General features: G+C 62.9%; 19 protein-coding genes. 8 read left to right on the top strand and 11 right to left on the bottom strand.

Annotation, left to right across the window (positions count from 1 at the left end):
- Positions 1 to 7 precede the first annotated feature (7 nt).
- The 4 genes from NCR39_RS27380 to NCR39_RS27365 all read right to left on the bottom strand — a co-directional run bounded on the left by NCR39_RS27380 (position 8) and on the right by NCR39_RS27365 (position 4116).
- Positions 8 to 1162 carry an ABC transporter permease gene (locus NCR39_RS27380; RefSeq protein ID WP_250455771.1) on the bottom strand — a complete coding sequence of 385 codons (1155 nt, stop codon included), beginning with the start codon at positions 1160 to 1162 and terminating at the stop codon, positions 8 to 10.
- A 3-nt stretch (positions 1163 to 1165) separates the two neighbouring features.
- A complete protein-coding gene (locus NCR39_RS27375; RefSeq protein ID WP_250455769.1) occupies positions 1166 to 1891 on the bottom strand; it encodes an ABC transporter ATP-binding protein in 726 nt (241 codons plus the stop codon).
- Positions 1860 to 3014 (bottom strand): efflux RND transporter periplasmic adaptor subunit, encoded by a 1155-nt coding sequence (locus NCR39_RS27370; protein WP_250455767.1) that lies wholly within the window; start codon positions 3012 to 3014, stop codon positions 1860 to 1862. Before NCR39_RS27370 ends, NCR39_RS27375 begins: the two co-directional genes overlap by 32 nt.
- 181 nt (positions 3015 to 3195) lie before the next feature.
- Entirely contained in the window at positions 3196 to 4116 is a 921-nt protein-coding gene (locus tag NCR39_RS27365; protein ID WP_250455765.1) for a LysR family transcriptional regulator, read from the bottom strand.
- A 118-nt stretch (positions 4117 to 4234) separates the two neighbouring features.
- Between NCR39_RS27365 and NCR39_RS27360 the strand changes: the two genes are divergently transcribed.
- The 5 genes from NCR39_RS27360 (at position 4235) to NCR39_RS27340 (ending at position 10384) form a co-directional block, all read left to right on the top strand.
- Positions 4235 to 5320 (top strand): tartrate dehydrogenase, encoded by a 1086-nt coding sequence (locus NCR39_RS27360; protein ID WP_250455763.1) that lies wholly within the window; start codon positions 4235 to 4237, stop codon positions 5318 to 5320.
- A gap of 143 nt (positions 5321 to 5463) precedes the next feature.
- Positions 5464 to 6795, top strand: a complete 1332-nt coding sequence (locus NCR39_RS27355; RefSeq protein ID WP_250455761.1) for an MFS transporter — start codon at positions 5464 to 5466, stop codon at positions 6793 to 6795.
- A 554-nt stretch (positions 6796 to 7349) separates the two neighbouring features.
- The gene (locus NCR39_RS27350) at positions 7350 to 7916 is read left to right on the top strand and encodes a hypothetical protein (protein WP_250455758.1); all 567 of its coding nucleotides are present in this window, start codon (positions 7350 to 7352) and stop codon (positions 7914 to 7916) included.
- 146 nt (positions 7917 to 8062) lie between these two features.
- Complete coding sequence (locus NCR39_RS27345) at positions 8063 to 9652, top strand: GGDEF domain-containing protein (protein ID WP_250455756.1); 1590 nt, start codon at positions 8063 to 8065, stop codon at positions 9650 to 9652.
- Positions 9653 to 9745: 93 nt separating this feature from the next.
- Positions 9746 to 10384 (top strand): LysE family translocator, encoded by a 639-nt coding sequence (locus NCR39_RS27340; RefSeq protein WP_250455754.1) that lies wholly within the window; start codon positions 9746 to 9748, stop codon positions 10382 to 10384.
- A gap of 46 nt (positions 10385 to 10430) precedes the next feature.
- Here NCR39_RS27340 and NCR39_RS27335 read toward each other — a convergent pair whose 3' ends face one another.
- From NCR39_RS27335 to NCR39_RS27310, 6 genes are all read right to left on the bottom strand, one after another.
- A complete protein-coding gene (locus NCR39_RS27335) occupies positions 10431 to 11579 on the bottom strand; it encodes a DSD1 family PLP-dependent enzyme (RefSeq protein ID WP_250455752.1) in 1149 nt (382 codons plus the stop codon).
- 114 nt (positions 11580 to 11693) lie between these two features.
- Positions 11694 to 12941: a CaiB/BaiF CoA transferase family protein gene (locus tag NCR39_RS27330; protein WP_502800287.1), complete on the bottom strand. Its 1248-nt coding sequence runs from the start codon at positions 12939 to 12941 to the stop codon at positions 11694 to 11696.
- Positions 12942 to 13093: 152 nt separating this feature from the next.
- Positions 13094 to 14383 carry an MFS transporter gene (locus NCR39_RS27325; RefSeq protein ID WP_250455750.1) on the bottom strand — a complete coding sequence of 430 codons (1290 nt, stop codon included), beginning with the start codon at positions 14381 to 14383 and terminating at the stop codon, positions 13094 to 13096.
- Between the two features lie 262 nt (positions 14384 to 14645).
- Positions 14646 to 17684 (bottom strand): FAD-binding and (Fe-S)-binding domain-containing protein, encoded by a 3039-nt coding sequence (locus tag NCR39_RS27320; protein WP_250455748.1) that lies wholly within the window; start codon positions 17682 to 17684, stop codon positions 14646 to 14648.
- Positions 17685 to 17736: 52 nt separating this feature from the next.
- Positions 17737 to 18519 carry a 2-keto-4-pentenoate hydratase gene (locus tag NCR39_RS27315; RefSeq protein WP_250455746.1) on the bottom strand — a complete coding sequence of 261 codons (783 nt, stop codon included), beginning with the start codon at positions 18517 to 18519 and terminating at the stop codon, positions 17737 to 17739.
- Positions 18516 to 19736, bottom strand: coding sequence for a pyridoxal-phosphate-dependent aminotransferase family protein (locus tag NCR39_RS27310; RefSeq protein ID WP_250455743.1), 1221 nt, complete (start codon positions 19734 to 19736; stop codon positions 18516 to 18518). The genes NCR39_RS27315 and NCR39_RS27310 overlap by 4 nt, the downstream gene beginning before the upstream one ends.
- Positions 19737 to 19899: 163 nt before the next feature.
- On the opposite strand from NCR39_RS27310, the gene NCR39_RS27305 reads away from it, so the two are divergent.
- Positions 19900 to 20643 carry a GntR family transcriptional regulator gene (locus NCR39_RS27305; protein ID WP_250455741.1) on the top strand — a complete coding sequence of 248 codons (744 nt, stop codon included), beginning with the start codon at positions 19900 to 19902 and terminating at the stop codon, positions 20641 to 20643.
- A 43-nt stretch (positions 20644 to 20686) separates the two neighbouring features.
- Here the strand turns inward: NCR39_RS27305 and NCR39_RS29710 are convergent, their stop codons facing one another.
- On the bottom strand, positions 20687 to 20812 hold the full coding sequence (locus NCR39_RS29710) for a hypothetical protein (protein WP_284507383.1): 126 nt from the start codon (positions 20810 to 20812) through the stop codon (positions 20687 to 20689).
- 133 nt (positions 20813 to 20945) lie between these two features.
- Here NCR39_RS29710 and NCR39_RS27300 point away from each other — a divergent pair, with 133 nt between their 5' ends.
- Positions 20946 to 21869 (top strand): DNA-3-methyladenine glycosylase family protein, encoded by a 924-nt coding sequence (locus NCR39_RS27300; protein ID WP_250455913.1) that lies wholly within the window; start codon positions 20946 to 20948, stop codon positions 21867 to 21869.
- 130 nt (positions 21870 to 21999) lie between these two features.
- On the top strand, positions 22000 to 22446 hold the full coding sequence (locus NCR39_RS27295) for a hypothetical protein (RefSeq protein ID WP_250455739.1): 447 nt from the start codon (positions 22000 to 22002) through the stop codon (positions 22444 to 22446).
- The last annotated feature ends 43 nt before the right edge of the window (positions 22447 to 22489 follow it).

The following is a 22489-nucleotide window of genomic DNA, read 5'->3' as shown; positions in this document are numbered from 1 at the left end:
CGTGTCCTTAGCCGATGGCGCGCAAGCCTTCGACGATCCGCACGCGGCTCGCCTGCACCGCCGGCACGATCGCCGCCGCAAGCGCAACGGCGAGCGCACACGCGGCCTGCAACAGCATGGTCTCGTGCGACACCTTGAGGACCGGAAACACGCCGCCCGTCGCGTGCTGAAATACGACGGCGGCAGGCGGCGTCAGCAGCATGCCGATGCCGCCGCCGATTGCGCAAATGGCAAGCGACTCACCGAACACGAGCACGGAAAGAAACGTCGGGCCGAAGCCGAGCGCCTTCAACGTCGCGTATTCGACGGTGCGTTCGCGCGCGCTCATCGCCATGGCATTGGCCATCACGGCCATGATGATGAGAATCACGACGTACGAAACCACGCGTATTGCCGCGATGATCTGATTCGACATCGCGACGAAGCCGAGTTGAAACGCCTGTTCGGTCTCGGTCAGCGTTTCGGCGAGTGAGTTCTTGAATACCCCGTCGATATTGCGTGAAATGACCGCTGCCTGATCCGGATTATCGATTCCCACGACATACACGCCCACTTGATCGACATTGCGCTTCGTGGTCTTGCGGATCGTTTCGTTCAGGTATTCCCAGTGAAACACGAGTTGTCGCGTGATAGTGGATTCGTCGCGCCCTTCCATGATGCCGCGCACGACGAAATCCCATGTGCCCGGATAAATGGTGCCTTTGAGCGGAATCACGTCCCCGACCTTGAAGCCGTACTGTGTCGCGAGTTGCCGTCCAATAAGACAGCCTTTGCGGTCGCGCCGATAATCCGAAAGCGCTTGCGGCGAAACGATGAACTCGGGATAAAGATCGAGATAGTTATCCGACACCGCGAACTGCGCAAAGAAATTCTTCGGATCGCGATAGATGCCGCCGAACCAGTTGGAACGCGCGACGATGGTGACGCCATCCACGCCGCGTATGCGATTTTCATAGGCAAGCGGCAAGGGAAAGACGAGTGAGATTGCATTGCGCGTGACGAGTCTTGCATTCGATGCCGCCGCCGCGCCCGCATACCACGCATCGACGACCGTATGCAGCAAGCCATAAGCAAGCACGGCGATGGTCAGCCCGAGCACGGTCAGCGCGGTGCGCAGCTTGTGGCGCGTCGCGTTGCGCAGAATCAGCTTGAGCGCGTACATGGCTTAGCGCGCCTCGCCATCGATCAATTCCCCTTTCTCCAGATGCACGAGCGCTCTGGCCGCGTTCGCTGCATGGGCATCGTGCGTGACCATGATGATGGTCTTGCCCAAGCGTTCGTTCAGGCGCTGCATCATCGTGAGCACTTCGCTTGCGGACGTGCGATCGAGGTCGCCGGTCGGTTCGTCGGCGACGATCAATTGCGGGTCTGTAATCAACGCACGCGCGATGGCCACACGCTGCTGCTGCCCGCCCGACAGTTCCGACGGATAGTGACTCGTGCGCTCGCTCATGTTGACCATGTCGAGCACCATCGCGACGCGCTCGCGCCGTTCCGCCCGCGAGAGACGCGTGAGCATCAACGGAAGCTCGACATTCTCGAACGCGGTGAGCACGGGCATCAGGTTATAGAACTGGAAAATGAAGCCGACATGCGATGCACGCCAGTCCGCAAGCGCGGCTTCAGGCAAGCGCGTGATATCGAGTCCTCCGACGAGTAACTCGCCGCTATCCGGCCGGTCAATGCCCGCGATCAGATTGAGCAACGTACTCTTGCCGGAGCCGGACGGACCCATCAACGCGACAAAATCCCCTTGCGCGATGGACAGCGTGATGTCGGTCAACACCGGCACCGTTTGCACGCCACGCCGATACGACTTCGCGACGTGGCTGATTTGAACGAGCGGCGCGGTGCTCACGTTACTTCTTCGCCACGGTGATAGCGGCGCCATCCTTGAGCGTGTCGCCGGGCGCGAGCACGAGCGTGTCGCCTGGTTTAACGCCCGACACCGCCAGCAAATCGCCGATGCGCTCGCCTGTTGTTACCGGTACCTCGCGCGCCTTGTCGTGATCGACGAGATACACGACGCTCTTGCCGCCGCGCATCACGACAGCCGTCGGCTGCACGGCCACCACGGCCTTCTTTTCGTCGGGCGGCACGGGCTTCGAGAGAAACGCGATCTTCGCGCTCATATCGGGCAGCACGCGTTCGTCGCGCTCGACGAAACGCACCTTCACGAGCACGGTGGCCTTGGAACGATCGACCGTCGGCACGATGCGCGATACACGGCCTGCAAAGCGCGTGTCGGGCAATGCATCGAGTTGAATCTCGCACGGTTGATCCACTGTAATGCGTGCGATGTTCGACTCCGCGACGTCCGCTTCCACTTCAAGCGTCTTCATGTCCGCGATGGTGACGACCGCGCCCTTGCTATCCGATGCCGACGAAAACGGCGTGATGTTGTCGCCCACGTTCGCATGCTTTTCGAGCACGACGCCATCGAACGGCGCGCGAATCACGGTCTGATCGACCGCGACTTGCGCTGCACGCGCGTTGGCTTGCGCGGAGAGAATCGCGGCTTCGTCGCTATTGATCGATGCTTGCGCCTTGTCATAGCGCGCGCGATCGGCATCGTACTGGGAAGCGGAGATCGCGCCGTGTGGCGCAAGCACGAGCGAGCGCTTGAGATTGGCCGCAGCGTTCTCCAACTCGGCGCGCTGCAACTGAAGATTGGCTTGCGCGACCTTGACCTGCGCCTGTGCCTGCGCAAGCGAAGCTGCAACATCCGCGCTCTCCAGCCGCGCGATGATCTGCCCTTCTTTCACGACCGTTCCTTCGAGCACGCCCAGCCATTCGACGCGCCCCTGCGCCTTCGACGCCACCGCCGCCTTGCGTTGCGGCACGACATAGCCGGTTGCATTCAAAAGCGTGTAACGCTGCGATGGATACACGGACGTGACCGTCGCCGTCTCCACTGTTTGCGGACCCGCGAGCTTCAATCCGACGCCGATCAGCACGAGAACGATCGCCGCGATGACGGCATAGCGAAGCCAGTTGCGCCGGCGACGCGGCATGACCGTGGCCGCAGCCGGTCCGCGGTCGATCCTGAGTTTTTCTAAATCGTGTTCAGCCAATTTTCTTTGGACCTGCGGCGCGGTTTTCGCTGCTTTGCGCAGCGGTTGGCAGGTGGTGCGTGAAGGGATGCTCAGTATAGCGCCGCGGCTTGCGGCGCTTTCAGCTTCGTTACGGGATGAATCATTCGCTGCGCGCCTCTTTCAGATCGATTGCGATGAAGTCGACGAACGCCCGAATGCGCGCCGACATCTGATGGCGTTTTGAATACACCGCGTAGATGTCGGCGTTGGGCGTCTCGTGGTCCGGCAGCACGACGACGAGCCGGCCATCGGCGAGATAGTCTTCGATATCCCATTCGGCGCGCATCAGAATGCCGTGCCCTTCGAGCGCCCATTTCACTGCGATCTCGCCGTCGTTGGTCGTGAGATTGCCCTTGATGCGCACGGCTTCCGATTTGCGCGATGCACCGCGACCCGTCGTCAGCCGCCACACGCCATAGGCTTCGTCGCCCTGTCGAATGCCGATGCAGTTATGCCGCGCGAGATCGTGCGGTGTCGCGGGCATGCCGTGCGTCGCGATATACGCAGGCGACGCGCACAGCAGACGCCGGTTCGCCGCAAGGCGGCGCGCGATCACGCGCGTGTCGGGCGGCTCGCCGAATCGAATGCAAATGTCGAAGCTGTCGTCGGTCAGCGGCGGCGGTGCGACCGATAGCTGCAGTTGCACCGACACCTGCGGATGCCGCGCGACGAAACGCGAAATGGCCGGCGCGACGTGACTTCGCCCGAAGCCGAGCGTCGCGTTCACGCGCAGCAAACCCTTCGGGCTCTTCTTCGCGCTGCCGAGCAGCTCGGCCAGCTCGTCGATCTGATCGAGAATGCGGCGCGCGTGATCGAGATACAGCTCGCCTTCGGGCGTCAGCATCATGCGGCGCGTGGTGCGGTTCACGAGCGGCACGCCCGCGCGGCTTTCCATCTGCGTCAGGCGCTTGCTCACCGCCGCAGCCGTCAGCCCCAGTTCGCGCGCCGCCGCGCTCAGGCTGCCGGACGCGGCAAGCGTCGAAAAGAAGCTCAGATCGGACGGCTGGACGGTTTCGGCCACGATTCACTTGTGAATTAAAGTTAAAGATGCTTTGAGTCTAGCACCGGTTCCTGTGGCTGAAGTTAGGTAGAGTGGTCTCACGCTGCTGACACATTCAACCCCATAGAGGAACGGAGACATGAAGACCTATCGCATCGCAACCATTCCTGGCGACGGCATCGGCAAGGAAGTCGTACCCGCCGGCCAGCAAGTGCTCGAAGCGCTCGCCCGCAGCACGCGGAATTTTGCATTCGATTTCGAGAACTTCGACTGGGGCGCCGACTACTATCGCCAGCACGGCGTGATGATGCCCGCCGATGGCCTCGACGCGCTGCGCGACAAGGACGCGATTCTCTTCGGCTCGGCGGGCGATCCCGAGGTGCCCGATCACGTCACGCTGTGGGGCCTGCGCCTGAAGATCTGCCAGGGTCTCGACCAGTACGCGAACGTGCGCCCGACGCGCATCCTGCCGGGCATCGACGGGCCGCTCAAGCGCTGCAAGCCCGAGGATCTGAACTGGGTGATCGTGCGCGAAAACTCGGAAGGCGAGTATTCCGGCGTGGGCGGGCGCGTGCATCAGGGCCATCCGATCGAAGCCGCGACGGACGTGTCGATCCTCACGCGCGCCGGCGTCGAACGCATTATGCGTTTTGCATTCAAACTTGCGCAGTCGCGTCCGCGCAAGCTGCTGACCGTGATCACGAAGAGCAACGCGCAACGTCACGCCATGGTCATGTGGGACGAAGTCGCGCTGGAAATCTCGAAGGAATTTCCCGACGTGAAGTGGGACAAGGAACTCGTCGATGCCGCGACCGCGCGCATGGTCAACCGTCCCGCGACGCTCGACACCATCGTCGCGACCAACCTGCACGCCGACATCCTGAGCGACCTGGCCGCCGCGCTCGCGGGCAGCCTCGGCATCGCGCCGACGGGCAACATCGATCCGGAGCGCCGCTATCCATCGATGTTCGAGCCGATCCACGGTTCCGCATTCGACATCATGGGCAAAGGTCTGGCGAATCCGATCGGCACGTTCTGGTCGGTCGTGATGCTGCTCGAACATCTCGGCGAATTCGAAGCCGCGAAGCGCGTGATGGCCGCGGTCGAAGCCGTGACCGCCGACGAATCGCTGCACACCGGCGACCTCGGCGGCAAGGCGACGACCGCGCAAGTAACGGCCGCCGTGTGCGCGTTCGTCGAGCGCGTGGAAGCCGCTGCCGCCTGATCCTTACTGCCTTCGTTCAGAAAAGAGCCTGATTCCAGGTCCTTGCCCGCGATGCATCGCACATCGCGGGCAAGGGAGACGCGCGCCGCGTCTTTCCATCGCCATTTCAAAAGAGCACCGCTCGCCTCCCAAGGAGGAGACACATGCAGCCCGCCATCCAGTCCCCAAGCGAATCGAACGTCGAAGCACGCGTGTCGCGCAAGCTCGCGTGGCGCATCATTCCGTTCGTGATGCTGCTGTACTTCGTCAGTTTTCTCGATCGCGTCAACGTCGGCTTCGCGGCGATGACGATGAACAAGGCCATCGGCCTTTCGCCCACTGCATTCGGTTTGGGCGGCGGGCTGTTCTTCATCGGCTATTTTTTGTTCGAAGTTCCGTCGAATCTCATTCTTCACAAGGTCGGCGCGCGTATCTGGATCGCACGCGTGATGATCACGTGGGGCATCGTGTCGGTAGCGTCCGCCTTCGTTAGCGGTCCGAACAGTTTTTATGTGCTGCGCTTTTTGCTCGGCGTTGCGGAAGCGGGCTTCTTTCCCGGCGTCATTCTCTATCTGAGCTTGTGGTTTCCCGCGAAGCAGCGCGCCGTGGCCGCTGCATGGTTCATGGCGGCTGCGCCGATATCGACGGCCATCGGCTCGCCGCTCTCCGGCGCGATCATGCAGATGCCGCCCGTGTTCGGCCTCGCCGACTGGCAATTGCTCTACGTGATCGAAGCGCTGCCCGCCATCGTGCTCGGCTTCGTCGTGCTCAAGTATCTGACCGATACACCCGCCAAAGCGCACTGGCTCGCAAGCGATGAACGCGAGTGGCTCATCGCGAAGCTCAAGTCCGAAGCCGATGCGAAGCAGGCTCACGCAGGCCACACTGCCGGCGCGTGGAATGCATTGCGCGATCCGCGCGTGCTCGCGCTGGCGTTGATCTACTTCGGCACGTCGGCGGGACTTTATACGCTCGGGCTGTGGGCGCCGCTCATCATTCGCCAGTACGGATTCAGCGCGATGCAGACGGGCCTCATCAACGGCATTCCCAGCGTGGTTGCGGTCGTCGCGATGATCCTCTGGGCGAAGCATTCCGACCGCACGCAGGAACGTACGTGGCATGTGGTCATTCCTTGCGCACTGGCGTGCGTCGGCTTCATTTTCGCGGGCCAGGCGGCGACGGCGCTGTTCGTGGTGCTGGCGCTCGTCGTGGTGAACGTGGGCATCAGCGCGGCGAAGGCGCCGCTCTGGGCGATGCCGAGCATGTTCCTTTCGGGTGCGGGCGCGGCGGCGGGCATCGCGATGATCAATTCGATCGGCAATCTCGGCGGCTTCGTGGGACCGTTCGCGATCGGCTGGCTCAAGAACGTGACGGGCGGTTATGCAGCAGGGCTGTACGTGGTCGGCGCGACGCTTGCGATGTCTGCGGTCATGACATTGATGCTGAGTCGCAAGGCAAAGGCCGAGCGAGAACATGGCGTGACGGCTCGTCTGTAGACAGTATTTACATTCGATGTCGCGCCCGGACGCGAGCCCTCTTCGGACGAGGCTCGCGTTGTTGTTTTGCATTTTGCGCGACGGCGGGTGACGTCATCGCATTGCATGCAATCGACCGCATGCGGCGTAAAGAATACAAAATGCCGCGCGCCGCGCACCACGCTCGCCCCCGCGATACTGCGCTCCCTTTCAGCCGCATTTCGCGACGGAACAGTCGGCTTTATTTTAAGATAGCCGCTTTCAGCGATTCGGCATCGTGTGCCGGGGATAGGTTCGTGTTCTTTCCGAAGCAAGCTCAGAACGCCGCAGCGTGGGCATTTGGCGCTGTTTTGTGCCTCTCGGCAGCGGTTGATGCAGAAGCCGCCCGTTCCGCTGCGTCAGCCGCATCGGCGGCCACGGCGCCCGCCGCGAGCGCACCCGCACCAAGCATTCTCTCGGCGACGTCGCTGCCACCGCACTTCAGCGGCGACGATCCCGAGCACGTCAGGGACGCATTGGCGGCGGCGACCTCGCCCAACAAGAAACCAGCAGCCAATCCGACGATCACGAGCCGCGTGCACAGCTTCCTGGCTCGTCCGTTTCATCGCGCGAGCGCGTCCGCGTCGCAGGGCGATGCGCAGTCGCAAGCCGAGCGCACTTTTGCATTCGTCATACCAGCGTCGTATGGCGTGCGTTTTGAATCCAAAAAGAAACTGCTATCGGTAAATGTGTCGCTGGCCGCGCCGGAGCATCCGGACGTCATCCTGCTCAAGCGCACGGTGGAAGGGCAAAGCGGCCGCAAGCTCGTGATCGCGCCGGAAGCGAAGGCGAAGGGCTTCATCCAGACCATCGATACGATTCAGCTCGAAACCGACGACCACGCGAAAACGAGTGTGCGTGGAAGCGCGCTGCTTCCGGACTTCGATCCTTCGCACGGCAACGGTGACTTCGCGATCGTGCTCGTCTGTTCGCTCGAACCGCCTTATCTCTCCGATCGCTCCGAACATAGCGATCCCACCGACGAGGAGCCGACCGACATCACGCGCAGGACATCGACATTACATGGACGTATCGATGGGCTATGGCTCGTCGATCGCAACGATGGGACGATCGTCACGAAGCGGCTTCGACTCGTCAAATAGCGCATCGAGCGGCTTCGATGTGAACGCGGGATGCGAGCGGCACACAAGACCGACGCAGAAAACCGCTTGTTTCATGATGTTTTTTGAATACTCACGAGGCGGCACCATGAGTCGATGAACGACACGCTCGCGTTATGGAGACACGAATGCCCCGTAGTTTGAAAAGCGTGCACAAGACCGGCCGAGCGGTCGGCTTGCGCCTGTTTCGGCGCAATAGCAATGCGTGGGTGCGCGTCGCCGATGTGTTCTCGCGCTTTCCGCTGCTCGCGGGCGTGATCGGCACCGCGATGGCTTTGTCGATGGGCGTGCTGTCGTTTGCCGCGCTCTGGCAGGGTCGCGCGCAGGCGTTGCAGAGCGCGCATGAGGCATCGGCGAATCTCGTCGCGACGCTGAGCGCCGACATCTCGCGCAACTTCGAATCGAGCGACCTGTCGTTGCGCACCATCGTGAGCGGCATGGAGAACCCGGAAATCGCGAACATGGCGCCGGCGCTGCGCAGCCTCGTCCTCTTCGACGGCGCGACGGCCGCGAGCTATATCGGCGGCGCGTTCGTGATGGATGCGCAAGGACGGATCGTCGATGCGCGCGATCCTTCGCAGCGCGCAGCGTATTCCTTCAGCGATCGCGACTACTTCACGACTCACGCGCAACGCGCGAATGTCGGCCTCTACATCTCCGGCCCGTATGAGTCGCGTTTGCGCGGCGGCAAGCCATCGCTCGCATTGAGCCGGCGCATCAACGCGCCCGACGGCTCGTTCGCGGGCGTCGCGGTCATCGCGCTGAACAGAAGCTATTTCGATGGGCTGCTTGCGCGCGTGAACGTGGGCCGCGCGGGTTCGGTATTCATCGTGCAGCGCGATGGCGTGATGCTCGCGCGCAAGCCTCCGCTGCAGGCCGGCGCGGGCAATACGCCAAGGACGATCGCGCTGTCCCCGGCGTTCGCCGCGATGAAGGATCGGCCTTCGGGGTCGTATATCTCCGTATCCGCACTCGATGGCGTGCGCCGCCTCTTCACGTTCACGCGGGTGCCGGGCACGAATCTGATCGCCGGGGTCGCGCCCGCCGAGGCCGACGTGCTGCAAGGCTGGCGGCACCGCAGCATGATCATCGGCGGCCTCACGCTGATGTTCGGCGGCGGCTTCATCGCCATTTCGTGGCTGCTGGCGATCTCGCTGCGCTCACGCGCCATCGCGCTCGACAAACTGCAGCGGCTCGCCGGCACGGACTCGCTCACCGGCCTGAGCAATCGCCGCGCGCTGGATCGTCGTCTGGGCGAGGAGTGGCGCCGTGCGCGTCGTGCGGCTCAACCGCTGTCGGCGCTCTTCATCGACGTGGATCACTTCAAGCTCTATAACGACACCTACGGCCACGCGATGGGCGACGACGCGCTCGTCGCCGTCGCCGATTGCATTCAGCATTCCATCAAGCGCCCGAGCGATATCGTCGCGCGCTACGGCGGCGAGGAATTCGTGCTGGTGCTGCCCGGCGCGACGGCGGCGAGCGCGGTGACGTTCGCGGACCGGCTGCGGCTGAAGATCGAATCGCTCGCCATTCCCAACAGCGCTTCGCCCAAGGGCTTTCTCACGATCAGCATCGGCTCCGCAACGACGATTCCCCACCACGGCGGCGACGCTCTCAAGCTGCTGAACAGCGCCGACGCTGCGCTTTACCGGGCGAAGCGCGCCGGCCGCAACACGGCTGTTCACGAAGACAGCATGGCGGACGGCAACGTGTAAGGCGTGAATCTTGAACTGCGAGCCGCGAGCGGGACGCGCTTGCATGCTGCATGCAAAATCTTTCGGCATTTTGCATTCGAAGGAGACAAGACGATGACAGCCTCGGCCGCGGTATTCGCCATCCTCTTCGCGATATTGCTCGGCGCGATGATTCCCGGACCCAGCTTCGTGCTGGTCGCCCGCAACGCGATCGGCTTGTCGCGGGCGGACGGGCTCGCCACCGCGCTCGGCATGGGCCTCGGCGGGATCGTGTTCGGAGGCGTCGCGTTGGCGGGCCTTTACACGCTGCTGCTTGCGGTCGAATGGCTTTACATCGCATTGAAAGCCGCGGGCGGACTCTATCTGATCTATATCGCGTCGCGAATCTGGCGCGGGGCGGCCCAGCCGATGTCGATGCCGGCCGATGGCACGCCGCACGCCCGGAGCGCCTCGAAGTGTTTCTGGCTGGGACTCACGACGCAACTGAGCAACCCGAAGACGGCGATCTGGTACGGCAGCATCTTCGCCGCACTGCTGCCGCAGCACCCTCCCCTCTGGTGTTATTTCGTGCTGCCGCCGCTCGTGTTCGGCATCGAGTTCGGCTGGTACACCATCGTCGCACTATGCTTTTCGAGCCGCCGTCCGCGCGAGCTGTATCTGCGCGCGAAGAAATGGATAGATCGCGTTGCCGCGACGATGATCGCCGCGCTCGGACTGCGGCTCATTCTCGCGGCGGGAAGAAGCGGCATTTGAAGCTGGCTGCATTCAAAATGCCAAGCGCCGCCGCAGCTTAGGCACGCTAGCGCGATAGTCCGCGTGCGTCGATGGACCAGACATCGACCACCTGCTCGCCGCGATAGCACACGTACTCATCGTAGAGATTCACGGTGGGATCGCAATGGCCCGGCGGCAACAGGATGCGCTTGCCGAGCAGCGCCGACGTGTCGTCGTGCGGCGCGCCTTTTGCATTCAGCATGCCATGTTCGTCGTTCGCAGCGACGTACGTCAGCACCGGCTCATCGGCTTCATTCAGCCAATGCACGTTGCGCGGCAAGCCGGAATCCACCGCGAGCCCCTTGAGGCCGACATCGCAAACGGCCATGCCGGGACGGGTCGCGCTCATGATCGTCGACAGCACGAAAAGACTATGGCGCCAGCGCAACTCGCCGTTATACGCCAGCGAGCCGTAATCGCCATCCATGAAAACGTACGACCCGGGCTGCACTTCGGTATAGACGCCGCTCGCGACATCGAATTCGACCGTGCCTGTTCCTCCGCCGGTCACGATGGCACTTTGAATGCCACGCGCCTCCAGCGTGCGTACAAAATGCGCGGCGCGATCCGCTGCGCGCCCCGCTTCGACCTTGCGCTCCTGCCAGTCGGCGATATGCTGCGCACCGCCGTGATACGCCTGGATGCCCGCGAAGCGCAACGCCGGCTGGGCCGCGACAGCATCGGCGAGCGACAGAAGCGCGTCCTCGCTCGTCACGCCGCAACGGCGCTGGCCGGCATCCACCTCGGCGAGCACGTCGATCTTCACGCCCGCGCGCAGAGCCGCTGCGCCGAGCGCTTCGACTTGCGGAATCGCATCGGCGCATACGGAAAGACGCACGTGCGCCGCGAGTTCGACGGCCATCGCGACCTTGTCCGCACCGACGAACTCGTTGCTGATATGAATGCTCTCGACACCGGTCGCCGCGAAAGGATAGGCCTCCGAGAGCTTCTGACAGCACACGCCGGCCGCGCCTGCCTCGATCTGACGGCGCGCGATCGCGCTCGATTTATGCGCCTTCGCATGAGGCCGCAATGCGACGCCGTTATGCGCGACGAATGCGGCCATTGCGGCCAGGTTGGCATCGAAGGCGTCGAGATCGATCAGCAGCGACGGCGTGGCGACGGCCGAGAGCGCATCGCCGACGCGCGCGGCGGGAGGAGGAACGAGCTTCATGATTGAACGAGAGGCGTGAGAAATGAAAAGGCCGGGCGTCACTATACGCCCGGCATTCGGTCGACCGCATGCTGCATGCAAAATGCCACATGCAGCAAACGAAAGCTGCACGAATCATCCCGACAGGGCTTCGGCCTCCAGAATCGCGCCCTCGTCCTTGAGCGACTGGATGCGTGCATCGTCGAAGCCGTATTCGTTCAGCACTTCCGCCGTGTGTTGCCCGAGCAGCGGCGCGGAACGCGAGGGCGTGGTGCAGCCATCGGAGAAATGAATCGGCAAGCCGATGCCGCGCATCGAACCCGCGAGCGGATGCTCGGTCTCGACGATCATGCCGCGTGCGATAGCCTGTTCGTGCGACGACGCTTCCGGCACGCTCAGCACGGCGCCGCTCGGCAAGCCGATGGCATCGAACGCTGCGAGCCATTCGTTCGTGGTGCGCTCGACGAGCCGCGCAGTCAGAATCTCGACCAGCGCCTCGCGATGCTTCAGCCGGCCCGCGTTGGTCTGGAAGCGCTCGTCGTCGGCGAGGCCCGGAATGTTCAGCACGCCCACGAGCCGCTCGTAATTGCTCTGGTTCGCCGCGCCGATGTTGACCCAGCCGTCGCGCGTGCGGAACGCCTGATACGGCGCGCTCGTCGGATTCGCCGAGCCGGCCTTCGGCAGCACGGTGCCGTCCGCGAAATAGTTCGCGAACGCCCAGTACATCTGTTGCAGGCCCGCTTCGAAGAGCGACGTATCGACCATCTGGCCGAGACCCGTGCTCTTCTTTTTCGCATAAGCCGCACTGATGCCGAGCGCCGCGAGAATGCCCGCGTTGATGTCCGTCACCGGCGACCCCGCCTTGATCGGCGCCTGCCCCGGCTCGCCCGTCATGCTCATCAGTCCGCTCAGGCCTTGCGCGATGAGATCGAAGCCGCCCTTGTCCGCCATCGGCCCGCTGCGGCCATAGCCGGAAATCGCGCAATAGATGAGACCGGGATTGACCGCCTTGAGCGCTTCATAGCCCATGCCGAGCTTTTCCATCGTGCCGCGACGATAGTTCTCCGTGACGACATCCGCCGTCGCGAGCATCTTCTTCAGCACTTCCTTGCCGCCCTCGGTCTTCAGATTGAGCGCGATGCCGCGTTTATTGCGGTTCACGATCATGAACGACGCCGACTCGCCGCTCGGAAGGATCGGCGCAAAACGGCGGCAATCATCGCCGCCCGGGATCTTCTCGACCTTGATGACGTCGGCGCCCATGTCGGCGAGCATCATCCCGCAGATCGGTCCCGACATGATGTGCGCGAGTTCGATCACCCGCATGCCCGCGAGCGGACCTCCGCCCTGCTCGGTCGACGCTGCCGCTTTCGTGTCTGCCATGTCTACGTTCCTGTTATTCCGGTTTCATCGGGCCTTTCGTGAATGTCTATAGCGGCCGTCCGCGCGGAGATTGCATGCTGCACTTTGAATGCTGAATGCCGAATGCCTGATGCCGCATGCAATCCGTGCCGCCGAACGACCGCCTCACCACGTCACACCAGCTTGCCCGCGTGCGCGCCTTCCGTCTTCTCCTCTTCGACCTCGAGCGACCGGTCCGGACGCATCGTGAACGACAGGATGATGCCCGCTGCCATGACGATCATCGATACCGTGAACGGCAGATTCCAGTTGCCGGTGCGGTCGATGAGCCATCCGCCGATAACCGGGCTGATGATCGCGGCAAGCGCCGATCCTGAATTCATAATGCCGGACGCCGTGCCTGCGTGCTTCGGTGCGATGTCCATCGGCACGGACCACATCGGGCCGATGGTCATCTCGTTGAAGAAGAAGCCGGCCGACAGACAGATGGCCACGAAGGTCATCGAGATATCGGAGACGAGCATGATCGGTGCGAGCGAGAGCAGCGTCAGCAGCATGCACACGCCGACCATCACATTGCGAGCGAGACGCACGTTGCCGCTCTTGCGCAGGATGCGATCGGTCACGGAGCCGCCGAGATAATCGCCCAGCACGCCGGCGAAGAACACGCCCGATGCGAACAGCGCCGACTTGCCGAGAGGCATGTGATAGTTGTGCAGGAAGTACTGCGGAATCCAGCCGAGGAACAGCCACAGCACCCAGCCATAGCAGAAATACACTGCGGTGACAGGCGCCATGCGGCCGAGCAGAGTGCGCCACGGTACCGGCTTGCGCTGCTTCACGCCCGAATAGTCCGCAAGCGTCGCGCATTCGCTCTCGGTGATGGCCGGATGATCGCGGGGGTTATCGCGGAAGTAGAAGATCCACGCGAGTGCCCATGCGAAGCTGATGATGCCGGTGATGATGAACGCGCCGCGCCAGCTCGTCGCAAGCATCAGCCATACGATCAGCGGCGGCGCCACTGCATTGCCGATGCGCGATGCCGCATGCGTGATGCCTTGCGCGAAGCCGCGCTGATCCGCCGGCATCCAGTTGGACATGGCGCGCGTCGCGGTCGGGAACGTCGCGCCTTCGCCGAGACCGAGCAGCACTCGCGCGACGATCAGCGAGACGAAGCCGCCTGCCATGCCGGTCAGCACTGTTGCGCCCGCCCAGATGATCGCGCACACCGCGAGCGTACGACGCGGGCCAAAGCGATCGCCCACCCATCCGCCGATGATCTGGAAAACCAGATACGGATACGCGAATGCAGAAAACACGAAGCCGATCTGCGTGTGTGACAGGCCGAGTTCCGCGCCGAACTGGCTCGCCGCGGTACTGACATTGACGCGGTCGATATAGGTAATGAAATACATCGCGCATAGCAGCAACAGAACGCGCGTGGTGGCTCGACGGAACATCATCGTCTCCTTGAGTGATCGCGTGCGCTTCCCCGGCGCGGCATGCACCGTGGTCACGGCATACGGAACATCGTTAGGTGCGTCGAATGAGGGCGTGTGCCCGCGAATATCGCTATGGCGTGCGTCTGCGCAATCGGCGGATGCGAGGTTTGCGGGGTGATGTCATGGCGTCGTCTCCTGTCGCGGATCGTTCATGTCCGCTGTTATGGTGTCGATGGAACTGCCTCTGCCTGCTGCTATGTCAAATCAATACCGTCAACTTCCTTCAAGCGATCGCACGCTCGAGCACGCGCGCGACATGCAATGCGTCGGTCTGTGCGCCATCCGCGATCTGATGCCGGCAACTCGTGCCGTCCGCGACGATCACGGCATCGCTTGCATCCCTTGCCTTGCGCACCGCCGGCAAGAGCGACATCTCGGCCATTGCTTGCGATGCTTCGTAGTGTTCCGCTTCATAGCCGAAGCTGCCGGCCATGCCGCAGCATGACGATTCGATGGTCTTGACGTCCAGCCCCGGAATCCAGCTCAAGACCGCCTCGACGGGACGCACTGCATCGAAGGCTTTCTGATGGCAGTGTCCATGCAGCAGAGCCTTTTGCTTGTCGATCGATTTGAACTGGATATCGAAGCGTCCCGCTGTGCGTTCGCGCACGAGAAACTCTTCGAACATAAACGATGCTTCGGACAGCTTACGAGCCGCATCGCCATATCCGTAGCCGAGAAATTCATCGCGCAACGAGAGCAGACAGGATGGCTCCAGCCCCACGATCGACACGCCCCGCTCGACGAAGGGCAGCAGCGCATCCAGCGCACGGCGCGCTTCGGCCTTCGCTTCATCGACGAGTCCCGCTGAAAGAAACGTGCGGCCGCAGCACAGCGGACGTTCTCCCGCCTTCGTGTTGAGATGAACGGCATAGCCCGCCGCTTCGAGCACGCGTTGCGCGGCGCGCGCGTTCTCGGGCTCCATGTAATTGTTGAACGTATCGACGAACAACAGCACTTCCTTCTCTGCCGATGCAACGCGCTTGCCGCGCGCATCGTCGAGAAAAGGCTTCTTGAATCGCGGGAACGCACGTTGAGGCGCGAGCCCGAGTTTCGTCTTGAGCCAATGCGCAGCGCGCGGCATGTTCGCTTCGAACGATTCGCTCAACGACGGCATGCGGCTCGCATACGGCGCATAGCGCGGCAAGAATGCGACGAGCCGTTCGCGCAGGCGCAAACCATGACGCGCCGTCCACGCCGCGCGCGCTTCGATCTTGATGCGCGCCATATCCACGCCGGTCGGGCAATCGCGCTTGCATCCCTTACATGAGACGCAAAGGTCGAGCACGTCCTTGACGTCCTGGCTCGCGAGCCCTTCGCCGTCTTCGCCGAGCTGACCCGACAGCGCGAGCCGCAAGGTATTCGCGCGGCCTCGCGTGACATGCTGCTCGTCCTTCGTGATGCGATAGCTCGGGCACATCGTGCCTGCATCGAACTTGCGGCAGTGGCCGTTGTTGTTGCACATCTCGACGGCCTTCGCGAGTCCGTTCGAAAGATCGCCACCCGATCCCTTCGGTCCTTCTTCACCGGTCAATGGATCGCGCGTGACGTTCCACGCGGACCAGTCGAGTTGCGGTTCGAAGGCACGCTCGCGATACGACGGCGGAAACCGGAAGTTCGTCGCGTCATCCATCTTGGGCGGTGCAACGATGCGATCCGGGCTCATGCGGTTCTCGGGATCGAAGAGCCGCTTGATGTCGCGAAACGCTTCATTGATTCGGGGTCCGTATTGCCATGCAACCCACTCGCCACGGCAAAGACCATCGCCATGCTCGCCCGAATATGCGCCCTTGCATTCGCGCACCATCGCAGCCGCCTCTTCGGCAATCGCGCGCATTTTCTTCGCGCCGTCGCGACGCATATCGAGAATCGGCCGCACGTGCAGCGTGCCGACGCTCGCATGCGCATACCATGTCCCTTCGGTGCCGTGCTTTCTAAAGACTTCAGTGAGGCGGCTCGTGTAGTGCGCGAGACTTTCGAGCGGCACCGCGCAATCTTCGATGAAGGACACCGGCTTGCCATCGCCCTTCATGCTCATCATGATGTTGAGCCCTGCCTTGCGCACTTCCCACAGCGCTTTTTGCGGGCCCGCATCGGGCATCTGCACGACCGAGCCAGGCAAGCCGAGATCGCTCATCAGCTCGACGAGTTCTTCGAGCTTGCTCACTTGCGCGTCGCGTTGCTCGCCCGCGAATTCGACGAGCAGCACCGCTTCCGGTTCGCCCACGAGCGCCTTCACGATGACCGGACGAAAGGCGGGATTCGACATTGCCAGATCGATCATCGTGCGATCGACGAGTTCCACTGCAACGGGGCCGAGCTTCACGATGTGCTGCGTCATGTCCATCGCATCGAAGAAGCTCGGGAAGTTCACCACGCCAAGCGTCTTGTGCGCGGGCAGCGGCGCGAGCTTCAACGTCAACTGACGGCTGAATGCGAGCGTGCCTTCCGAACCGACCAGCAGGTTCGCCATGTTCGGTTCGTCCGCGCTGAAGGGCAACGGGCTCTGACAGTCAAAGAGATCGAGGTTGTAGCCCGCGACGCGCCTCAGCACCTTCGGAATGTGCTCGCGCATTTCATCGCGTTCGCGCATGGCGATACCGCGCACGCCTTCGATGAGATCGCGCACGCGCGCATCGCTTTGCATCGTCGAAAGCGCGCCGAAGCGTGCCTCGTGGCCATCGGCGAGGATCGCGTCGATGGCATCGACGTTATGCACCATGATCCCGTATTCCATCGAACGCGAGCCGCACGAGTTGTTGCCGGCCATGCCGCCTATCGTGCATTGCGCGCTCGTCGATACATCCACCGGAAACCACAGGCCATGCGGTTTGAGCCATGCATTCAGATGATCCAGCACCACGCCCGGCTCGACCGTGACCGTGCGCGCTTCCTTGTCGAAGTGAACGATGTTGTTGAGCCACTTCGTCGTATCGATGACGAGCGCTTCACCGACGGTCTGCCCGCACTGGCTGGTGCCCGCGCCGCGCGCGAGCACGCTCGCGTGACTATCGCGTGCAATATCCAATGCGAGCCGCAAGTCGTCCTGATCCTTCGGCACGACGACGCCGAGCGGCATGATCTGATAGATCGATGCATCGGTCGCGTAACGTCCACGCGATGCGCGATCGAACAGCACGTCGCCCTTCAACTCACGTTGCAGTCGTGCCTGCAAGGGCGTCGGCGCGGCGAGCCGCGCGCGCGCCGATGCGGGCATCAGATGAATCGGCTTGACGAGACGGTCGTTGGTGGGATTGAGCATCGTCGCTGTCAGTAAGTGCGGTTGGTTTTTTGCATGCGTGATGCCGAATGCGTTATTCGAAATGCAATCGGACGGGCGGCAGACCTTCGATCTTGCCGGTCGCCACGCCCGGTTTGTCCGGAAACGCCATGCCGGTGTACGAACCCGCTGTGATCACCGTGCCCTTCTCCACGATCAGTCCGCGCGACACCGCGTGATTGATCGTCCAGGCGAGCAGCCTGCGCGGATCGCCGGCCGGATTGGCGGGCGTGGCGTCGAAGAGCGATGCGCCGTCGTAGTCGAACGTCATCGCCGGCGACACGAACGGAAACGCCTCGTCATAAGGCACGCCTTCGCCGACGACGAGCGCTCCGTGGTTCTGCAAATCCGCAAGCTGCCAGATCTTGTCGATGTCGGGCCACGCGGCAAAGCGGCTTGCGACCACTTCGATCGCCGCGTGCACGGAGTCGATTGCATTCAAAATGTCATCGTCGCTGTACGGGCCGCTGTTCGCGTCGAAGCTGCGCTTGAACGTGAACGCGACTTCGAGCTCGAGCCCCGTCTTGCCGAAAGCCTGCATCGAAAGATGCGCACCCGATTCATGCACGCCGCTCGCCGGAAGCAGCGCGCCCTGGATGGGGCCATCGGCGGATTTCGAGCCGACCTTCCAGCCGGCGATCGCGCGGCTGTCGCTGCTGTCGGCGCCGAGTGCGCGCAGCGTCGCTTCCTGCGTCGCGTAGGCATCGTCGGCGCTCGCCGGGCGCGCGGTTTCGGGCAAGTCGTCCAGCTTCGCGCGATGCCCGCGCGCCTCGGCAAAGAGACGCGCGAGCGCCGCTACGTCGAACGCCGCGCTCATGCCGCGACCTTCAGTTCGGGCTTGGCGACGTGCTTCGTCAGATAGTCCATCGCGGCCGTGACGCCGCTGCCCTGCAACGGAATGTTCGCGAGCTTGAGGCCCATTTCGCAGCCCGAGAGCGCGGCCATCAGCGTGAGATCGTTGCAATCGCCGAGATGCCCGATGCGGAACATGCGGCCCTTCGCCTTGCCGAGCCCCGTGCCGAGCGACAGATCGAAATGTTCGTAGATGAGCTTGCGCACCGAATCGGCATCGACGCCTTCGGGCGTCATCACGCCCGTGAGCACCGGCGAGTACACGGACGGGTCCGCGCACTGGATCTCGAGACCCCACGCCGTCACGGCGGCGCGGCACGCGGCCGCGAGCCGCTGATGCCGTGCGAACACGTTGTCGAGCCCTTCACCGAGAATCATGTCGAGCGCTTCAGCCAGGCCGTACAGCAGATTCGTGTTCGGCGTGTAGGGCCAGTAGCCCTGCTTGTTCATCTCGATGATCTCGTTCCAGTCCCAGAACGCGCGCGGCAGCTTCGCCTGCTTCGACGCCTCGATCGCCTTCTGCGACACCGCATTGAAGCTGATCCCCGGCGGCAGCATGAGGCCCTTTTGCGAACCGGAAACGGTCACGTCGACGCCCCACTCGTCGTGACGATAGTCGGCGGATGCGAGACCCGAGATGGTATCGACGAGCAACAGCGCGGGATGACCGGCTGCATCGATCGCGCGGCGCACGGCGGCGATGTCGGACGTGACGCCCGTCGAAGTCTCGTTATGCACCACGCAAACGGCCTTGATCGTGTGCTGCGTGTCGTCGCGCAGGCGCTTTTCGATCATGTCCGGCTGCACGCCGCGACGCCATCCTTCGATGCCCGGCAAGCCGAGGAACTCCGGCTTGAGCCCCAGGTTCTCGGCCATCTTCTTCCACAGCGTCGCGAAGTGACCGGTTTCGTACATGAGGACGGTATCGCCGGGGCTCAGCGTGTTCGACAGCGCGGCTTCCCAAGCACCCGTGCCCGATGCCGGATAGATCACGACCGGCTGCGTCGTCTTGAAGATCTTCTTGATCCCATCGAGGACCTTCAGCCCGAGCGCGCCGAACTCCGGACCGCGATGGTCGATGGTCGGATAGCTCATTGCACGCAGTATGCGATCGGGCACCGGGCTCGGACCGGGAATGCCCAGGAAGTGACGGCCAGCGGGATGGAAATCGAGCTTCAGCATGGGTGCGCATCCTTTTAAATTGAATTTTGCATGCAAAATACTCTAACGCAGTGTTTCGGCCGAGCAAAGGATTTATTAGGCCGAATGGCCTAGGGATAACCCGCTGGCGGTTTTTTCCGCTTTCCTTGAGCTAAAATTGCCGAAACGAATTTCGAGGTATTGAATGCAAAATCCCGACATCCCGGAATCGCGCCTGTCGCCGGCGTTGCTCCCCAAGCTGGAACGTCTCCGTTTGCACGACACGGTGGTGGACAACCTGCGCACGTTCATCGTCGAGGGGACGCTCGCGCCCGGCGTCAAGCTGAACGAGCGCAAGCTGTGCGAGACGCTCGGCATCTCGCGCACGCCGTTGCGTGAAGCGTTGAAGGTGCTGGCGGCGGAAGGGCTGATCGAGATCGCGCCGAACCGGGGCGCGTCGGTATCGCAGATCAGCGACCTCGAGATCCGCGAAATGTTCGAGCTGATGAGCGGCCTCGAAGCGTTCTCGGGCGAGCTGGCGTGCGAGCGCATCACGCCCGCCGAGATCGACGAGATCAAGTCGCTGCACGAAGCGATGATCGCCTGTCGCGCGAACAACGATCTTTCGGGGTACTACGCACGCAATCGTGCCATTCACGACAAGATCAACGAAGCGGCGCGCAATACCGCCTTGCGGCAGACGTACACGTCGATCAATCGCCGTTTGCAGGCGCTGCGCTTCCGGTCGAATTTTCAGACGCCGAAGTGGGACAGCGCCATACGCGAACATGAAGAGATGATTGTGGCGCTCGAGACGCGCGATGGTCCGCGCATGGCTGCGGTTCTGCGCCGGCATTTGTTGAGCAAGCGCGATGCGGTGCTCGCGGAGCGCACGCTGACGACGGTGAAGCCCGCCGCCGTCGCGAAGCGTGGAACTAAAGAGGCGTAGATCGTGAAGCGTGCGGGAGCTCGCTGCCGTTTGTTCAACCGGTTCAACCGCGCGAAACCAGTGCCGCGACGTGACCGCTCTCATGCTGGACATAGCGTGTGACGGGCGTGACGAACGCGAGCGCAGCCGTGATAACGACCGCGATGACACTGATAGTGATGGCATTCATGTTGACCTCCGTTTCGATGAAGCCATTGTCGCCGCGCACAGTTAGCTGGAAATGAGCGCGGCGCGTTCGCGTTCACGTTCGCGGCTCGCGGGGTAACATCGGCATTCTTTATTCGGCATTCAGAATGCAATCGATGCCCTCGACGCACGCGACCACGGCCACAACGCTCGAACTTCCGTTCAAACGTCCCTTCGACTGGACGCGACTCATCGCTTTCATCGGCGGAAGAGCGTCGGCGGGCGTGGAGTCGGTGGAAGGCGGCGTGTATCGACGCGCGATCGCATGGCGCGGCGACGACGGCACCGTCGAAGTGCGGCCACATGAACGCAAGCATCGCCTCGTCGTGACCGTTCAAGGCGATGTGCGCCGCCACGCCGATGCACTCGCCGCCCCGCTTTCACGAATGTTCGACGTGCACGTCGATCCTCACGCCATCTCGCAATGCCTCTCGCGCGACCCGATGCTCGCGCCACTCGTCGAGGCCGCGCCCGGTTTGCGCGTGCCGGGCGCATGGTCCGGCTTCGAACTCGTGGTGCGCACGATCGTCGGGCAGCAGGTCAGCGTGAAAGGCGCATCGACGATCATGGGACGCATCGTGCAGCGCGCCGGGCGGCGCATCGACGGACATCCGCACGAAGGCACGGCATGGCGCTTTCCGACGCCATCCGAACTCGCAGCGGCAGACCTTGAAAAGATCGGCATGCCGGGCAAACGCATCGAGACCGTGCAGCGCTTCGCGCATGCGGTGGCGACGGGCGCCCTGCCAATCGATACGCCCGGCGCGGATCCCGAGCACGTGAAGCGCGAACTGCTCGCGATGCCGGGCATCGGACCGTGGACGGTCGGCTATGTCGCGATGCGCGCCCTGCGCGATCCCGACGCATGGCCCGATGCCGACCTCGTGCTGATGCAGGCCATCGCTCGACGCGAGCCATCACTCATCAAACCGGCCCAGCAGCGCGCGTACACCGAACGCTGGCGTCCGTGGCGCGCTTATGCGGCAATGCACTTGTGGAACGGCGTGGCTGCCGAGACCGGACTCGCACGAGGCGGTTGAATTTTGCATGCGGTCGATTGCATGCAGCATGCCAAATCACGGGAAATGGGCTAGCCTGCATGGAGATGCGGTCGTCGATTCTCGTCGTCGCGCATGGATCGCAACGGCTCCTTTTCTGAAGGACACTCCGATGACCGATGTATCGAACGACAAGTGGCAATACCAGGTCCGCATCCGCTTGAGCCCCCGATACGCGGACCTCGCACGCAGGGATCCGTCCAACGCCGAACTGTCATCGATCAACACGCTGCTCGCCGAACACGACGCCTCGTTGACCTGCCAATTCGATGCCTTCGCCGAATACGTTGCGCAAGCCGAGCGCGAAGGCACGGAGCATTACCCGCTGTATCGATGGACACGCGAGACCATCGAAAATCCCGCTAAAAAAGCGAAGTATCTTGAGGCCTTCACGCTATACGTGCATGGCGATGAAGTCTACGACAAGGCCATCGCCGATGCGCTCGAAACCGGCCTCCACGAACTCGCGTGTCATTGGCACGGCGCCATCACCGACATCCGAAAGTTCGACACGAACCCCGCGCATAACCCGCAACCGCCGTCCTACGACAAGGGCTGAAATGCCTACGGTTGACGTTGCACGCATCGCAAGATAAGGTCTT

The organism is Caballeronia sp. ATUFL_M2_KS44 (genome assembly GCF_023630965.1).
Classification (GTDB): Bacteria; Pseudomonadota; Gammaproteobacteria; order Burkholderiales; family Burkholderiaceae; genus Caballeronia; species Caballeronia concitans.
The sequence above is the reverse complement of the archived record's forward strand: the minus strand, read 5'-3'. Positions and strand labels throughout refer to the sequence as shown.

Coding starts and splice junctions, on each gene's coding strand:
- NCR39_RS27300 (WP_250455913.1), top strand. CDS start 20,946: ATGCCCTCGACGCACGCGACCACGGCCACAACGCTCGAACTTCCGTTC.
- NCR39_RS27335 (WP_250455752.1), bottom strand. CDS start 11,579: ATGAAGCTCGTTCCTCCTCCCGCCGCGCGCGTCGGCGATGCGCTCTCG.
- NCR39_RS29710 (WP_284507383.1), bottom strand. CDS start 20,812: ATGAATGCCATCACTATCAGTGTCATCGCGGTCGTTATCACGGCTGCG.
- NCR39_RS27295 (WP_250455739.1), top strand. CDS start 22,000: ATGACCGATGTATCGAACGACAAGTGGCAATACCAGGTCCGCATCCGC.
- NCR39_RS27340 (WP_250455754.1), top strand. CDS start 9,746: ATGACAGCCTCGGCCGCGGTATTCGCCATCCTCTTCGCGATATTGCTC.
- NCR39_RS27315 (WP_250455746.1), bottom strand. CDS start 18,519: ATGAGCGCGGCGTTCGACGTAGCGGCGCTCGCGCGTCTCTTTGCCGAG.
- NCR39_RS27370 (WP_250455767.1), bottom strand. CDS start 3,014: ATGCCGCGTCGCCGGCGCAACTGGCTTCGCTATGCCGTCATCGCGGCG.
- NCR39_RS27325 (WP_250455750.1), bottom strand. CDS start 14,383: ATGATGTTCCGTCGAGCCACCACGCGCGTTCTGTTGCTGCTATGCGCG.
- NCR39_RS27380 (WP_250455771.1), bottom strand. CDS start 1,162: ATGTACGCGCTCAAGCTGATTCTGCGCAACGCGACGCGCCACAAGCTG.
- NCR39_RS27345 (WP_250455756.1), top strand. CDS start 8,063: ATGCCCCGTAGTTTGAAAAGCGTGCACAAGACCGGCCGAGCGGTCGGC.
- NCR39_RS27375 (WP_250455769.1), bottom strand. CDS start 1,891: ATGGCGCCGCTATCACCGTGGCGAAGAAGTAACGTGAGCACCGCGCCG.
- NCR39_RS27330 (WP_502800287.1), bottom strand. CDS start 12,941: ATGGCAGACACGAAAGCGGCAGCGTCGACCGAGCAGGGCGGAGGTCCG.
- NCR39_RS27305 (WP_250455741.1), top strand. CDS start 19,900: ATGCAAAATCCCGACATCCCGGAATCGCGCCTGTCGCCGGCGTTGCTC.
- NCR39_RS27320 (WP_250455748.1), bottom strand. CDS start 17,684: ATGCTCAATCCCACCAACGACCGTCTCGTCAAGCCGATTCATCTGATG.
- NCR39_RS27310 (WP_250455743.1), bottom strand. CDS start 19,736: ATGCTGAAGCTCGATTTCCATCCCGCTGGCCGTCACTTCCTGGGCATT.
- NCR39_RS27355 (WP_250455761.1), top strand. CDS start 5,464: ATGCAGCCCGCCATCCAGTCCCCAAGCGAATCGAACGTCGAAGCACGC.
- NCR39_RS27360 (WP_250455763.1), top strand. CDS start 4,235: ATGAAGACCTATCGCATCGCAACCATTCCTGGCGACGGCATCGGCAAG.